Below are 13626 nucleotides of genomic sequence, written 5' to 3'. Positions count from 1 at the left end.
AGCCACCGGTCACCCCCGGGCGACCTCCTCGATCACCGCGATCTGCTCCACGGCCTTGGCCCGCACCCCGGGCAGCGCCCCCGCGATCTCCGCCGCGACCTGCTCGCGCCGCTGCAGCAAGTCGGCGAGCATCTCCCGGAACCGCGCCTCAGTGGCGTCGGCATGGGCGACGGCCAGGCCGGCCTGGCCGAACATCTCCAGCACCTCGCGGTACTTGTGGCTCCACCCGATCACCAAGGTGGGCACGCCCATCGCCAACGCCGAGACCATCGCGTGGAACCGGGAGGCGACGAACACCTCGCAGAGCGAGATCAGATACCGCAACGCCTGCGAACTCAACTCGGCGTCGACGAACAGCACCTTCTCCGGCTCGGCGACGCGGCCATGGATCGCCCGGCACAGCGGCAGGTCGTTGTTGTGCGTCTTGGTGGTCTGCGCCCGGGCGCTGTGCGCGACCAGGAACACCGGCCGGCCCAGATCCTGCGTGATGTGGTCGATCTGGGCGACCACCTCACCGATGTAGTCCTGCCCGCGCGCGGCGGCGCCGGTGTGCAGCACCGCGCTCGGGGAGAGGCCGACGACGTCGCCACCGTCGAAGAAGGCCGTGTCGACGTGCCGGCGTGCCTGGGCGATGTCGTCCTGGCCTACGTCGAGCGCGAACGCCAGGTCCGCGCCTTCATGGACGTTGCGAAGCCCGGCGTCGAGGAGATGCTGGTGGGTCACCGCCCCGCGGGAGATGATCGCCGCCACCCGCGGGAGCATGGCCCGGGCGGCCAGGCGGTTCAGCGGCTCGGCGAAGGGCCCCATCGCCTGCGCCACCTTGACCACCGGGGTGCCCAGGAACAGCGCCGGCAGGATGCTCGCCACGTTGTAGATCAGGTACTTGCCGCGCCCGTCCACGAACGTGATGCCGCCTTCGTCCAGGAGCACGTCGGCTCCGGCCAGCACCCCGATCTCCGGCACCGCCCGCTCGATCAGCCGTCGCAACGGGGGCAGCAGCCGGTGCGCCAGCGCGGCACCGTTCAGCAGCACCCCCAGGCGCACCGGGCTCGCGTCCAGCACGCGCACGTTCCGGTAGGGGTTCAACCGGGCATCGGAGGTGGGGTACATGCTCAGCAGCGCGAACCGGGCGCGAGGGTCGGCGGCGGTCAAGTGCTGCACCGAACTCTCCAGCATCGCCGCCGCGCCCTTGTTGCCCGAGAACGCCGAGCCGATGATCGCGATCTTCATAGTCTGGCCACTTTCATGTCGTGGGGGCCGTCCTGGTCGCGGTGAACCGGAGCGCGCCGTAGATCGCTGCGACCAGGGCGTCCCCGAGGGTGGCGAGCAGCCGCGCCGCCAGGGCGAGCACGATGGCCTGTTCCACCGGCAGGTAGGCCACGGCGAGCAGCACGAACACCGACTCGCGCACTCCGATCCCGCTCGGCACGAACACGGCGAGGATACCGGCGGCACCGGCGAAGATGTAGGCGCTGGCCAGCGGGATATAGGCCGAGGCGGGCACCTCGAACATCGAGATCGCGATCAGCACCAGCCCGGCGCCGTTGACGATCCGGGGGATCAGGTACATCAACTGGTACTTCAGGGCTGACGGCGAGGTGAGGAAGTGCTCGTCGGGCACCTGCCGCTTGAGTACCCGGCGCGCGACCTGGTTGGTGCCCCAGCGCAGCACCGGCCGGCTGGTCAGCACCAGCAGCGGGAGCACCGAGGCGGCGGTGAGCAGCACGATGCCGCCGTCGCCGCCGGCCAGGTCCAGGGCGCCCAGCAACAGCAGGATCAGGCCGGTGGGCACGATCGAGCCGATGATCAGGAACGCGTTCTCGTAGAAGAAGGACAGCGTGGCCAGGGACTTCGGCACGCCCCGCGAGTGCGCCCAGGTCAGTTTGTTCACCACCGAGCCCACCTGGCCGGGAATGTACTTCAGCAGCCAGGACAGGCAGTGCACCCGGATCGCCTCGGCCACGCGGACGGTGATGCCGCCCAGGTGGGCGATCATCCGGCCCCACAGCACCCCGGAGAGCACCACGGCCAGCGCGAACAACGCCAGCGCGCCGGCGACCCACGCATCGGGGCGCAGGTCGAGGCTGCCCAGGGCGTCGGCGTTGGCGATCAGGGCGCGGGTGAACAGCGCGGCCACCACGGTCACGATCGCCACGGTGAGGATCCACCGCAGCGCCCGGCGCCGCCCGGGCGTCACCGGCCCTCACCGCGCAACGTTGAAACGGCGAAGCACGTCGAGGGACTTCTTCGGTGAGGAGGCGACCAGCGCGTCGCGATCGGCGTACCCGACGGCGATCAGGCAGATGACACGTTCGTGGGGGGCTAGGCCCAGGGTCTTCGCCATCTTCATCTCCAGCGGCTCGAAGTCGGGCCAGTTGATCACCGATGAGCTCAGGCCCAGGGTCTCCAGGGCGTACAGGAACCCCATCGTGGCCAGTGCACTGTCGATGTAGATGGCGTGCCGGTCCCGCGGGGAGAAGTAGTTGTCCAGGTTGCCCTTGACCACGATCACCGTGGGGATCTGGTGGTGGTACCCGGCCGTGCCGAACGGGATCGAGGCGACCTTGCGCACCATCTCGGGCTCGTCGAACACCAGGAACTCATACGGGAGCCGGTTGCACGCCGTCGGGGACTCCCGGCCCACCAGCAGGGCCTTGTCGATCAGGTCCCGCGGCACCGGGCGCTGCTGGAACCACCGGATCGAGCGGCGCTGCTTGGCCAGGGCGAGGAGCTGGTCATAGGTGATGTCGCTGGGTTTGATGTCGCGCTGCGGATAGGGGCGCATCGGCACCCCGTTCGTCTCGCCGTCGGGCACTGGGATCGCCGCGAACTGCGACCGGGCCCGATCCACCCCCGGGTCCCCGTCCGGGACGATCTCGAAGTACTCGGTGAGGACCTCGCGCGCCCAGAGCAGTTCGTCGCGCTCGATCGAACGGTCGCCGGCCTGCCCGGCGGCGGCGACGCGGTAGTAGTCCACGGTCTCGGCGATGTAGTCCCGGGCGAACACCGGGCGGCGGGGCTGCATCGACATCCCCTTCTCCAGGCGGTGGATATTGCGCCGCAGTTCCACGTGGGTGGGCCGGGAGGTGCTCAGCGCCCGGTAGTAGGCGCGCCGCCCGGACAGCACCGCGTACTGCTCCCGGTTGAAGGTGAGCAGCCCGGGCACCGAGTAAGCCGTCGCGGGCAGCCGGTGGGAGCCGAACAGGTTGAGCGTGGCCCGGGTTCCGCCCTCGTAGACCTTGCGCACCGCCGGGACGGCGAGCAGGTTCTTGGCCACGCGCTTGAGTGTGGTGATCATCGCGCTCCCCTGAGCCTGTGCGGCACGGCCGGCGACGACGCAGCCCCGTTCGCGCTCGCCCCACCCCGGTCTGTGCTGCCCTGCTCTACGCTGCCCGCACTTTCGTCGTCGTGCTTGTGCGTAGGCGGGTACTGCATGACCTTGAGGCGCTCCAGGGTCTCCTCCAGCAGCACCCGGTTGGTGCGCTGCAGGTCGGCAATCACCAGCAGCGCGAAGGAGAGCAGCCCCCCGATGAGCATCGCGGTCCCGAAGATCAGTGACTGTACGTGTCCGGCGCCGTTTCCCTGCAGCCAGAACACGGCGAACCGCACGAACGGTATCGCCGCGAGGATCAGCAGCAGCGTGCCCAGGGCGCCCAGGATGTAGTGCGGTTTGTGCATCAGGTAGGAGCGCACGATCGCCGAGCCCGAGCGAGCCATGTGCTGGCCGATGTGGCTGAACAGGCGTGATTCGCGGGCTTTCGGATTGGTCTGGACCGGCATCGAGGCGATCCGCAGCCGCTTGTTCCCGGCCTGGATGATGGTCTCCATGCAGTAGGAGAAGGTGGTGACCACGTTCAGGCGCAGCAAGGCGACTTTGGAGTAGGCCCGGAAGCCGCTGGCCGCATCGGGCAGGTCGGTGCCTGCGGCCTTGTTCACCACCGCGGAGCCGACCCGTTGCATGAGTTTCTTGAAGGGCGAGAAGTGCGGGGTGGTGGCGGTCTGGCGGTCGGCGATGACGATGTCGGCGCTGCCGTTGACGAGCGGTTGCACCAGGTCGGCGATGCGTTCCTGCGGGTACTGGTTGTCGCCGTCGGTGTTCACCACGATGTCCGCGCCGTGAGCCAGGGCGTAGTCGACACCGTCGCGGAACGAACGCGCCAGGCCCATGGTGCCCACGTGGCTGACCACGTGCTTGACCCCGTGGGCGCGCGCCACTTCGACGGTCCGGTCGGTGGAGCCGTCATCGATGATGAGGATCTCGATGGACTCGATTCCCGGGATCCGGGTGGGGATGGATGCCAGCACCATGGGCAGCGTCTGCTCTTCATTCAGACACGGCACTTGCACGAATAGTTTCATCTGTCTCTCACTGACTGGGCGGCTCGTGCCCCGTGTTCCCGCGCGACTACGGCCCCTCCCACCATAACCGGTGCGGTTGCCGAGCCCACGGCCGCCCGTCCAGCCACGCCCGGGACCGCCTGCAGACGCTCAGCCCGCCAGGGCGTCGATGCGGGCCACCTCGTCGGCGGTCAGGGAGAAACCGAGAATGTCGGCGTTGGCGCGGATCCGCTTGGGCGTGACCGACTTGGGGATCACCACGATGTCGTGGTGCAGGTGCCAGCGCAGCACCACCTGGGCGGGGGTGACATCGTGGGCATCGGCGATGGCGCCCAGGGTCTGGTCCTCCAGGTTGCTGCTGCGGAACGGGCTGTACCCCTCCACGACGACGCCGCGCTCGGCGGACTCGGCCAGGAACACCGGGTCGTGCACCGACGGCGCCCACCGCACCTGGTTCACCGCCGGGGCGACTCCGGTGGCCTCGATCAGCTCATCGACCTCTTCGATGCTGTAGTTGCTCACGCCCACAGCCCGGGCGAGCCCCTCCTCGCGGGCGGCGAGCAGTTGCTCCCAGATGCCGGGGCCACCCTCCTCAGGTGGTGAATGGATCAGGTAGAGGTCCACGCTCGGTACGTTCAGGACGGCCAGACTGTCATCCAACGCCTCGCGGGCCCGGGCGGCGTCGGCGGGCAACAGCTTCGTGGTGATGAAGACGTCCTCGCGGGGCAGCCCCGAGTCCACCAGCGCCTGGCCGACCTCAGCCTCGTTGCGGTACATCGCGGCGGTGTCCAGGTGCCGGTACCCCGCACCCAGGGCGGTGGCCACGGCGCGGCGGCACTGCTCGCCACTGATCTGCCACGTCCCGAAACCCAGCATCGGCATCTTCACGCCGTCCGGGAGGTGGGCGGCCGGCTCGTGCAGTGGGTTCGACGATCGCATGTTCTCGACGCTAACGCCGTTGCCGCCGGTCCGCACCCGCCGGAAGACGGTCGGCGGGTACCACTGGTAGGCCTCGGAGTTTGGGTACGGCTCGGGTACCGGCCGGCCGGCTTCTTACGCGACAACTCCGGTGTCCGGGTGCGGTACCCAGCGGTAGATCCGCGCGCACGCCAGGGCGAGCCAGAGCCAGCCGGCGGTCACGGCCAGCCACAGCAGCGCCACCCCGGCCGGGGTGGTGGCCAGCGCCGCCCCGCCGACGAACCCGGCCACGATCAGCACCGCGAGGCCGATCGCCGGCCACCGGGGTCCGGGGACCGAGTCCGCGCGCATCCAGGCCGCATACGCCAGCGCCGCCGCGGCCAGGGCGAGGAACCCCAGAGCCCCGAACACCAGGTGCAGGATCCCCCCGGTGGAAGCGGTGGCCTCTGCGGCGTCCGGCGGGAACCCGGCCATCGGGTCCGGCCGGAAGATCGCGCTCAGGATGAGGCCGGCACCGTAGACGGCCACCAGTGCGGAGATCGCGAGCCCGCGCCCGCTGCGGATCGCCCGGAAGATGCCGTAGGCGGCCGCGAGCACCATCAGCCCGCTCAGCACCAGGTTGGCCCGCTGCATCCACCCGCCCTCACCCAGGGTGAGCAGCGAGAGTGCGTGGGCGCTCAGGTCGAAGCCGGGGCGGGTCAGCGCCAGCACCAGGCCGACGATGAGGTAGAACGGCCCGGCCACCACGCCCCAGCCGAGCAGGCTGCGGGTGATCGCGGCGTCGCGGTTCAGTGTGGGTGCGGTATCGGCCATCGTCTCACCTCTTATACTGATGAGTGTAAAAGATGGGAGCCGAACATGGAAGACCCCCGGGTGCTGCGCTCACGAGCCCGCATCATCGACGCGGCCCGGCACTGCTTCGCCGAGCAGGGCTACCGGGACACCAGCGTCGCTGACGTCGCCGCCCGGGCCGGCATCACCAAGCGCACCATCTACAACCTGTACGAGGACAAGGAAGCCCTGTTCCGCACCGCACTCGAGGCCTCGATCGCGATCGCCGAGACCTTCATCGCCGATCTGGTGACCGAGATCGAGAACGTGGCCGAGGCGACCCCGGACCTGCCGCACCTGGCGGTGCGCCTGGCCCAGGACGTGCTGATCGGGCAGGTGACCGACCTGCGCCGGCTGGTGGCCACCGAGTCCGCGGAGTTCCCCGACCTGGCCCAGCAGTACCGCACCAGAGCCCCCGAGGCGGTCCTCACCGCCCTCGCGGCCGCCTTCGCTGAACTCACCGAGCGCGGCCAGTTGGCCGCCGAGGACCCGGACCTGGCCGCCGAGCACTTCGCGTTCCTGGTGATGGGCGCGGACCTGGACCGCCGGATGCTGGGCGCCCCGCCGATGTCACGGGCCCGGGTGCGGCGCAAGGCCCTGGCCGGGGCGCAGACCTTCCTGCGCGCCTACGGCACCCAGTCATAGATGGCCACCGCCGCCGCGGTCCGGGCCTCGGCCAGATGGGTCAGTCGCTAGCGCTGCGCCGCCCGGTAACGCGACGGTGGCACCCCGATCACCTGAGTGAAGGCGCGGGTGAAGTGGGCGTGGTCGGCGAACCCCAGGGAGGCCGCGAGCGCCGAGAGGTCCTCGCCCGCACCGGCGTCCAGGGCGGCCACGGCGTCCTGCAGCCGGTGGCGGCGCAGCACCCAGAGCGGGGAGGCGCCCACGTACCGGGTGAACAACCGTTGCAGGGTGCGCACCGAGACGTGCACGTGCTCGGCGATCGTTGCCAGCGTCACGTGCTCGCGCTCGCGCATCAACTCCACCGCCGCCCGCACCACCGCATACCCCGAATCGGCGCGCACCTGCTCGGCCCGGTGCGCCCAGTAGGTGCTCAGGAAGGTGACGGCGATGTCGCGGCGAGCCTCATCGTCGTCGGCTTCCAGGACCTGCTCGGTGAACCCGGTGACGGCGGGCCCGAAGACCTCCTCGGCGACGACGACGGCGTCGGTCAAATCCCGTACGTCCCGGTCCAGCAGGGCGGCCAGGCCGCCGGGGTGGAAGGCGATGCCGGCCACCCGCCCGGCCACGGGCAGGTCGACGGTGAAGACCTTGGTGACCAGGCCGTGCACGAGCGCGGCCGGGACGGTGCGGTGGTGCAGAATTCCGCCCTCGGCGGCCTCGACGGTCAGGTGGGTGACCGGGTGGGACAGCACCTGCTGGCGGAAGGGCGCGGGTTCCTCGTGGCGCCAGGTGACCCACCAGTAGTAGGCCACCACCTGATCCAGGGGCGCGGGCACGCTCAGGCGACCGGTGTCGAACACCCGGGCGCCGGCCTCCGGCCACAGCACCGCGCCCTGGCGGCCGGCGTTGGCGGCAGGAGGTTGTCGCGGATCTTCAAGCCCCACATGCGTCACTGTAGGGAGGCTGGAGCCCATGAGCACGCACTATCTGCCCGACGGCTTCACCACCCTCAGCCCACTGATCGTGGTCGCCCCGGCGAGCGCCGCGATCGACTTCTACGCGGCCGTGTTCGGCGCCGAGGTCGCGACCCGGATGGACGGCCCGGACGGGTCGGTCTGGCACTGTGAACTGACCATGGGCCACGGCCGGATGACCGTGATGGACCCGAACGAGTCGTTCCACACCGTGGCCAACAACCCCGCGGATGACGACGTCAGTTTCAGCCTGGCGATCTACGTTCCCGACGTCGATGCGGTGCTGCAGGCGGCCCGCGAGCGCGGGGCGCGGGTGCGGGAGGAAGCGGCCGACTTCGAGGTGACCGGGGACCGGTTCGCCTCCATCCAGGACCCGTTCGGGGTGCGTTGGACGATCATGACCCGGGTGCAGAAGCGCACCGATGCCCAGATCCAGGAGGGGCTGGACGCCTGGGCGGCGTCGATGGAATGAGGTCCAGTGCGCCACGCAGATGGGTCACGGCGCCGGTCAGGTCGAGGCGTTCCTGCTCCAGGCGAACATCGCCCTCGGCACGCAACATCGCCAGCGTCGATGCCTCGGCCTCGGTCAACCTGGTCAGTTCGGCACGGGTGGGTTTGGGATCGGGAACCCACAGGTCCCGGTGGCGCTGCAGGGTGCCGGTGTCCATCAGCACTGAAATCACCTGCGGGCAGTGGGCACGGAACCGATCCAGGATCGCGAAGCCATGGCTGTCCAGATCGCCCCAGTACCACAGCCGGGCCCGGCGCAGCCAACCGATAGCCGGCAGCCGGTCCACCGCGTGCCCGCTGCCGAGCACGACGACGACGCCCGGGAAGTGCGGCAACGCCACCAGGGTCTCCAGGTTCTCCACCACCAGCACGCCCGAGGGCTCCACCTGGAGGCCATCGAGTTGACTCGCTGGTGCGCTCAGGTCAAGCAGCCCGGGAGCAGGCGCGAGTGCCGGATCGAGAAAGCGTGCCCGGACCAGGTCGGGCATACCTGCCAGCCCCAGGTCCGCGCGGGCGGTGACGGCCCGGTGCAGCCCGCTGACCAGACCTCGGTGGTTCTTGGTCCACTTGGTGTCCACCCCGCGAATCGGCAACTGGCGGATGTACATCCGGGAGTCCGGGTGGTCCACCAGCCAGGTCAGCACCGCCCGAAGGCGTACGTAATCTTCCTCGGGCAGCGCGGTCAGGGCGGTAGCGTGGCCACGGACAGCCCGGCGCAGCGTCTCGCCCCCGTCGCCGGTGCGCCCTGCCCACTCCCCCAGCAGGTCGGACACCCGGGCGGAGATGGTGCGCCAGTGCCCGCTGCGCCCGGCGATCGCGGCCACCTGCGCAGCATCGGTCAGGTGCAGGCGCACCGGCACCTCCTGTGTGCCCAGGCTCGCCCAGCGTCGTCTTTGCCACACCACTCCGGGCAGGTCGGCCGCCCGCCAGGACGCCACCCAGGCGGCGGCCGCAGCCGGATCGCCCAACGCAACCAGTTCAGTGGGCGGATGCAGCGGCAGGCTGAGTAGCGGTTCTGGCTCTGCCGACGCCTGCCGCACGGAGTCCGGCCGTGCTGAGCCCTGCTGTGCCACCTCGTGCTGCGCCGCCCCTGCCGTGGCGGCGGCAAGCGCCCAGGTGATGTGCTGGCGGTCGTAGCGCACCCGGGCCCGCTCCCGCGCGTTCGAAAGGGTGATCACGTGCGCCGCTTCCGCGGCACCGGCGGCGACGGAATCCCCGATGATGCCTCCGCTGTCATGTGGGCATCTCCAGCGGTAACGTGCCGTAGTCGTACTCGTCGTCCTGCTCAGGTCGCGCCGGCCGGCCGTTACCGGCTGACCGGTCGTGCTCCCCGGCGGGTGCGCTGTTCTCCTCGGGTCCTTCGCCGCGGTCGTACGGCGCACCTGCCAGCGCGGCCACGTCGTCGAAGCCCACCACACCCACGGTGGACTGCTTGCGGTCCGTGCACGTGGCCAGGCCGATTCCGCCGACGTACTCCTCCAGGGTCTGGAGCAACTTCAGCGGGGTGGCCAGGATCATGTGGAAACCGAACTCACGGAAGATGTCCATCGCCATGGAGGTGAAGGCGGTGTCGGCCTTGTCGAAGGCCTCATCGAGGACGACGGTGCCGAACCGTGGCAGGTCCTGCCCTTCGTCGGCGAGTTGGTAGCGCAGCGCGGCCGCCAGGCAGAACACCACCAGTTTCTGCTTCTGCCCACCCGATAAGCCCGAACCGGAGTCGTGCACGGCCAGCACCCGAGCCTCTTCGTCGATCTCCCGGGCGATGAAGCGCACGTGCTTGCGGGTGTCCAGGCACAGGTCCTGCCAGGTGCGGTCGGCATGCTCGGAGGAGGCCAGGCGACCCATGATGCGTGACATCACCTCGAAAGCGGCCTCGGCGTCGGCGCGGTCGCGCGCGCCCCAGGAACCGGTGGTGATGGTCTTGAGGTCGGCGAGGAACTCCTTGGCCGCGGCCGAGCGGTTGTCGGTGACCTTGATGTCCAGGAACCGGTCCACGTCGAACGGCGAACGGCGCAGCGAGGCGTTCACCGGAGCGATCCGGTCCCGGATCTCCTGCGGTGCCCGGCGGATCTGGTTGGCCAGTTGCACCACGTTGCGCTGGGACTGCTGCTCCAGCAGGTCGAAGAACCGATCCTCGAACTCCGGCAGCCGATCGGCCTGTAACCGGTGCAGTATCTGCAGGTAGCCGCCGCGGTCTGCCACATCGCCGGTCAAGTCGGCAGCCAGTGCCGGCCAGCGCCCGCGAAAGTCCCGGGCGATTGCCGTGATGGCACCCTCCGCCCGACGTGCGGCGCCCACAGCCGCATCACGCTCCTCCACGAGTTCGGCGCTGACGGTGGTGGCAACCCGGTCGATGGTGTCGTACGTGACCGTGCGGCGGGTGCGGGCCGCGTGGAAGCGATGTTCGAGTTCCTCCTGATGTGCCACCGGGACCGCGCCAGGGGTTGGCTCGATCTCGGCAAGGACCTTCTGCACCGCCTCCAATTCGGCCTTCACGTGGGCGAGGGCGTCGCGCTGGACCTGCTCGGCCTGCTCGGCCTGCCGCACGGACTCCTTGGCGCGCTCAGCCTCCAATTCTGCGGCGTGGAGGTCGGTGTTGCCGGCACGCAGTTCCTCCAGCCTGGCACTGCTGCGCGCCAGCGCGTCCTCGGCGCCGGGCACATCCATGGCCGACCACTCGCGGCGTTCCAGACGCTCCAGCACCCAAGCGCGGGCCTGGACGACCTGCTGCTCCTTCGCCAGCCGCCCGAGGCGACCGTTGATCTGATCGAGTTCGGTGTGGACCTGGCGCAATCCCTCCAGGAACAGTTCGACCTTGGCGGCGTTGTCGAAACCCAGCACCCACCGGGAGCGGTCATCGATTCGGGACCGGTCATCCTTCTCATACCTGGTGCGGCCGCGCTTGACCTGCCCGGCGCGAGTGACCGCCCGGTCATGCTCATGCAGTTCACCGGCGGAGTCGACGCAGGCGTAATCGTAACTTCTGCTCAGGGTGGCATGCAGCCAGGGCGCCATCGGGCCCTCGGCCACCTCCACCCGGTGGACCAGTGACAACTCGGTACGCACCGGCCGCGGGCTCTCGGTTTGCGCCGGCACACTCTCCAACGACAGCCGTGTACCCAGGTGGTGGGCGTCGACCGCGGCCGTGACGCGCTCGCGGTGAGTCGCCGGTACCAGCAGCACCGTGGCCAACGGCCGCAGCACCCGCTCGATCGCTCCGGTCCACTCGGCGTGCTCACCGCGCACCTGCAGCAACTCACCGGCGAAGGGCAGGAACGACGGCGACAGGCCCGTCGCCCGGCACAGCAGGTCCCGGGCGGCCAGCAGCCGGGCGTCCAGGTTGGACCGCACCCCGCGCAGCGCTTTCAGTTCGGTGTCGATGGCACGCTTCCGCCCGCGCAGGGTCGCGGCCTCGTCGTGGAGTTTCTCGGCCTGCTCCCGCCTGACCGCCTCGGCCTCTTTTGCGCGGTCGGCCTCCCGCCGCGCGGTGGACTGCAGTTCGGTGAACTCATCGAAACTGGTGGGCATGGCCACGCCGACCTGGGCCAGGTCACCGGCGAGTTGGTCGCGGGCGGTGCGGGCCGCAGCCAGGCGCAGTTCGTCGCCTTCAACCTTGAGTCGTTGCATCTCCAGGGCGCTACCCCCGCGCTCGGCCACCACCTGACGCGCCAGGTCCAGGTCGGACCGGGCCTCGGCGGTGGCGGCGGTGGCAGCCTGCAGGTCGTGTTCGGCGCTACGCATCCGGGACCGGGCCTGGGTGCGGGCCTCCTCGGCCAGGGCGTGCTTCCAGGTGTCCCGGAACGGCGCCAGAGCGGTGCGCAACCCCTCGGCCTGCTGAGCGGCTGCGACACGCTGGTCGTGGTCGGCCACGTACTCGGTCAGCGGGGTGAGCACCTCGACCTGGGTACGGGCCTCCACTACGTGGGCGTGCGCCTGGGACAGATCGGCGAACTGCTCCACCGCCGTATTGGCCAGCGCCCGGGTGGGCGGTTCATCGAGCATGAACGTGCGGAACAGGTCGTCGAGATTGTCCAGACTCTTGGCGCCCTGGGTCTTGTGCAACAGCACCAGGGCGTTCTCCCCAGCGATGCCCAGCTGCCGGCAGAAGCGGGCGGAGAACACCGAGTGCCGGTTGGTGACCAGCGCCTGTGGCCAGGTGCTCTTGATCCGCCGCACTTCCAGACCGCCCCGCACGTACGGCTCGAAGTCCGGCAGATCCACCGGTTCCTGGCTCAGCACGTGCAACTCGGTGGCCTCCGCCGGGGTGTTCGCACCCCGGCGGAGGTGGTACAACTTCACCAACGTGACGCTGTTGCCGGTTCCGTCGCTGTAACGCAGCAGGATCCCGCTCCAGGTGGCCCCGCGCCGCAGGTAGTCACTGACTACCTCACCGCTCTCCTCATCGGCGTGGCGGCGCCAGGCGCCCCGGATGTAACTGAGGGTGGTGCGATCGGCGCGGCGGGTGGCCCCGTCTGCCGCGGCGGCATTGAAACGCAACTTGCCGCGCGGGACCAGCACTGCGGCGATCGCGTCCACCAAGGAGGATTTGCCCGAACCGGAATGCCCGGTCAGCAGATACCCCTTCCGCGGGATACCGATGCGGTGGTGGCCATGGAATGTGCCCCAGTTGACCACCTCGAGCCGTTCCAGTCGCCACTGACCGGTGTGGGTGAGGGTCGCGGACATCAGGTGAGTTCCTCCTGTGGCGAGTCTTCCGGTTCCGTTGGTGCGTCGTCGTCCCCCTCCTGCCGGGGCCGGGTTCGCTGCGGACCCGTGCCCGCGGCCGGGGATGCGTCGTCATCCCTTGTGGCAAGCCGGTCGAACTCGGCCTGGACCGCGGCGACCTCCTCAGCCCCGAAGACCAGGCGCAGCACCGGTGAGATCTCGAAGCGGCCCTCGGTGCTGGTGCGGGCGAGGATCCCGTAATCGACCAGTTTGCGACGCGAGGAATTGATCCGTTTGGCGAACATCGCCGGGTCGGCGTCGTCGCGGCCGCGGTACACCTGGAGTTGGTCGGCGATCTCATCGGAACCGACGATGACGCGCTCGCCGCTGCCGGCTTGCAGGAGTTGTTGACGCAGGTGCAGCAGCATGGCCGTGTCCAGAAAGGTCATCGGGGCCGAGCGGACCACACGGGGGGCATCGACCTCCTCCGGTTCAGCGTTGCGCACGAACGCGATCTCGGCCTCGGTGTCGATGATCAGGTCGAGGAACGCGTCGGCCAACCGGGAGCGGATCGGGTACTCATCGCCCAGCAGCGCTGTCCACAGTTGCGGGTGGCGGCGCGCCGAGAGGTAGGGCCCGCGGAGCAGTTGCACCAGGGTGCGCCTGGAGACCTCGCGCAGGGTGCCGGTGTCCCCGTCCCACAGAGGGCTGGGGGCCGCGGCGGAGTCGGTGTCCATCACGCCTGCCAGGGTAAGCCTCGGGTGTG

The 13626-nt window shown here is 69.9% G+C and carries 12 protein-coding genes; 2 read left to right on the top strand and 10 right to left on the bottom strand.

Translation table 11 applies throughout. The features are described 5' to 3' along the window. Window positions 1–9 precede the first annotated feature (9 nt). The 6 genes from ACPL7H_RS03580 to ACPL7H_RS03555 all read right to left on the bottom strand — a co-directional run bounded on the left by ACPL7H_RS03580 (window position 10) and on the right by ACPL7H_RS03555 (window position 6069). A complete protein-coding gene (locus tag ACPL7H_RS03580; protein WP_424795724.1) occupies window positions 10–1230 on the bottom strand; it encodes a polysaccharide pyruvyl transferase family protein in 1221 nt (406 codons plus the stop codon). A 13-nt stretch (window positions 1231–1243) separates the two neighbouring features. Next, the gene (locus ACPL7H_RS03575; protein ID WP_424795723.1) at window positions 1244–2197 is read right to left on the bottom strand and encodes a lysylphosphatidylglycerol synthase domain-containing protein; all 954 of its coding nucleotides are present in this window, start codon (window positions 2195–2197) and stop codon (window positions 1244–1246) included. 6 nt (window positions 2198–2203) lie between these two features. Beyond that, window positions 2204–3298 (bottom strand): nitroreductase family protein, encoded by a 1095-nt coding sequence (locus ACPL7H_RS03570; RefSeq protein WP_424795722.1) that lies wholly within the window; start codon window positions 3296–3298, stop codon window positions 2204–2206. Next, a complete protein-coding gene (locus tag ACPL7H_RS03565) occupies window positions 3295–4359 on the bottom strand; it encodes a glycosyltransferase family 2 protein (protein ID WP_424795721.1) in 1065 nt (354 codons plus the stop codon). Before ACPL7H_RS03565 ends, ACPL7H_RS03570 begins: the two co-directional genes overlap by 4 nt. Before the next feature lie 129 nt (window positions 4360–4488). Continuing rightward, window positions 4489–5277: an aldo/keto reductase gene (locus tag ACPL7H_RS03560; protein WP_424795720.1), complete on the bottom strand. Its 789-nt coding sequence runs from the start codon at window positions 5275–5277 to the stop codon at window positions 4489–4491. A gap of 114 nt (window positions 5278–5391) precedes the next feature. Further along, window positions 5392–6069 carry a DUF998 domain-containing protein gene (locus ACPL7H_RS03555; protein WP_424795719.1) on the bottom strand — a complete coding sequence of 226 codons (678 nt, stop codon included), beginning with the start codon at window positions 6067–6069 and terminating at the stop codon, window positions 5392–5394. A gap of 45 nt (window positions 6070–6114) precedes the next feature. Here ACPL7H_RS03555 and ACPL7H_RS03550 point away from each other — a divergent pair, with 45 nt between their 5' ends. Next, the gene (locus tag ACPL7H_RS03550; protein ID WP_424787088.1) at window positions 6115–6732 is read left to right on the top strand and encodes a TetR/AcrR family transcriptional regulator; all 618 of its coding nucleotides are present in this window, start codon (window positions 6115–6117) and stop codon (window positions 6730–6732) included. Window positions 6733–6779: 47 nt separating this feature from the next. Here ACPL7H_RS03550 and ACPL7H_RS03545 read toward each other — a convergent pair whose 3' ends face one another. Next, a complete protein-coding gene (locus tag ACPL7H_RS03545) occupies window positions 6780–7655 on the bottom strand; it encodes an AraC family transcriptional regulator (protein WP_424795718.1) in 876 nt (291 codons plus the stop codon). 28 nt (window positions 7656–7683) lie between these two features. On the opposite strand from ACPL7H_RS03545, the gene ACPL7H_RS03540 reads away from it, so the two are divergent. Beyond that, a complete protein-coding gene (locus ACPL7H_RS03540) occupies window positions 7684–8157 on the top strand; it encodes a VOC family protein (RefSeq protein ID WP_424795717.1) in 474 nt (157 codons plus the stop codon). Here the strand turns inward: ACPL7H_RS03540 and ACPL7H_RS03535 are convergent. From ACPL7H_RS03535 to ACPL7H_RS03525, 3 genes are read right to left on the bottom strand one after another with little or no spacing between them, the layout of a single operon-like run. Further along, window positions 8081–9373 carry a Wadjet anti-phage system protein JetD domain-containing protein gene (locus ACPL7H_RS03535; protein ID WP_424795716.1) on the bottom strand — a complete coding sequence of 431 codons (1293 nt, stop codon included), beginning with the start codon at window positions 9371–9373 and terminating at the stop codon, window positions 8081–8083. The genes ACPL7H_RS03540 and ACPL7H_RS03535 overlap by 77 nt on opposite strands. A gap of 55 nt (window positions 9374–9428) precedes the next feature. Continuing rightward, a complete protein-coding gene (locus tag ACPL7H_RS03530; protein ID WP_424795715.1) occupies window positions 9429–12881 on the bottom strand; it encodes an ATP-binding protein in 3453 nt (1150 codons plus the stop codon). After that, window positions 12881–13597, bottom strand: coding sequence for a DUF4194 domain-containing protein (locus ACPL7H_RS03525; protein WP_424795714.1), 717 nt, complete (start codon window positions 13595–13597; stop codon window positions 12881–12883). Before ACPL7H_RS03525 ends, ACPL7H_RS03530 begins: the two co-directional genes overlap by 1 nt. Window positions 13598–13626 lie beyond the last annotated feature (29 nt).

It is taken from the genome of Pseudactinotalea sp. Z1732 (genome assembly GCF_049724975.1).
In the GTDB taxonomy this organism is placed as follows: Bacteria; Actinomycetota; Actinomycetes; order Actinomycetales; family Beutenbergiaceae; genus CALKWS01.
The sequence above is the reverse complement of the archived record's forward strand: the minus strand, read 5'-3'. Positions and strand labels throughout refer to the sequence as shown.

What these genes read in the sequence shown, in the direction of transcription:
- ACPL7H_RS03580 (WP_424795724.1), bottom strand. Translation starts at nt 1,230, where the DNA reads ATGAAGATCGCGATCATCGGCTCGGCGTTCTCGGGCAACAAGGGCGCG.
- ACPL7H_RS03560 (WP_424795720.1), bottom strand. Translation starts at nt 5,277, where the DNA reads ATGCGATCGTCGAACCCACTGCACGAGCCGGCCGCCCACCTCCCGGAC.
- ACPL7H_RS03540 (WP_424795717.1), top strand. Translation starts at nt 7,684, where the DNA reads ATGAGCACGCACTATCTGCCCGACGGCTTCACCACCCTCAGCCCACTG.
- ACPL7H_RS03525 (WP_424795714.1), bottom strand. Translation starts at nt 13,597, where the DNA reads ATGGACACCGACTCCGCCGCGGCCCCCAGCCCTCTGTGGGACGGGGAC.
- ACPL7H_RS03555 (WP_424795719.1), bottom strand. Translation starts at nt 6,069, where the DNA reads ATGGCCGATACCGCACCCACACTGAACCGCGACGCCGCGATCACCCGC.
- ACPL7H_RS03570 (WP_424795722.1), bottom strand. Translation starts at nt 3,298, where the DNA reads ATGATCACCACACTCAAGCGCGTGGCCAAGAACCTGCTCGCCGTCCCG.
- ACPL7H_RS03550 (WP_424787088.1), top strand. Translation starts at nt 6,115, where the DNA reads ATGGAAGACCCCCGGGTGCTGCGCTCACGAGCCCGCATCATCGACGCG.
- ACPL7H_RS03530 (WP_424795715.1), bottom strand. Translation starts at nt 12,881, where the DNA reads ATGTCCGCGACCCTCACCCACACCGGTCAGTGGCGACTGGAACGGCTC.
- ACPL7H_RS03565 (WP_424795721.1), bottom strand. Translation starts at nt 4,359, where the DNA reads ATGAAACTATTCGTGCAAGTGCCGTGTCTGAATGAAGAGCAGACGCTG.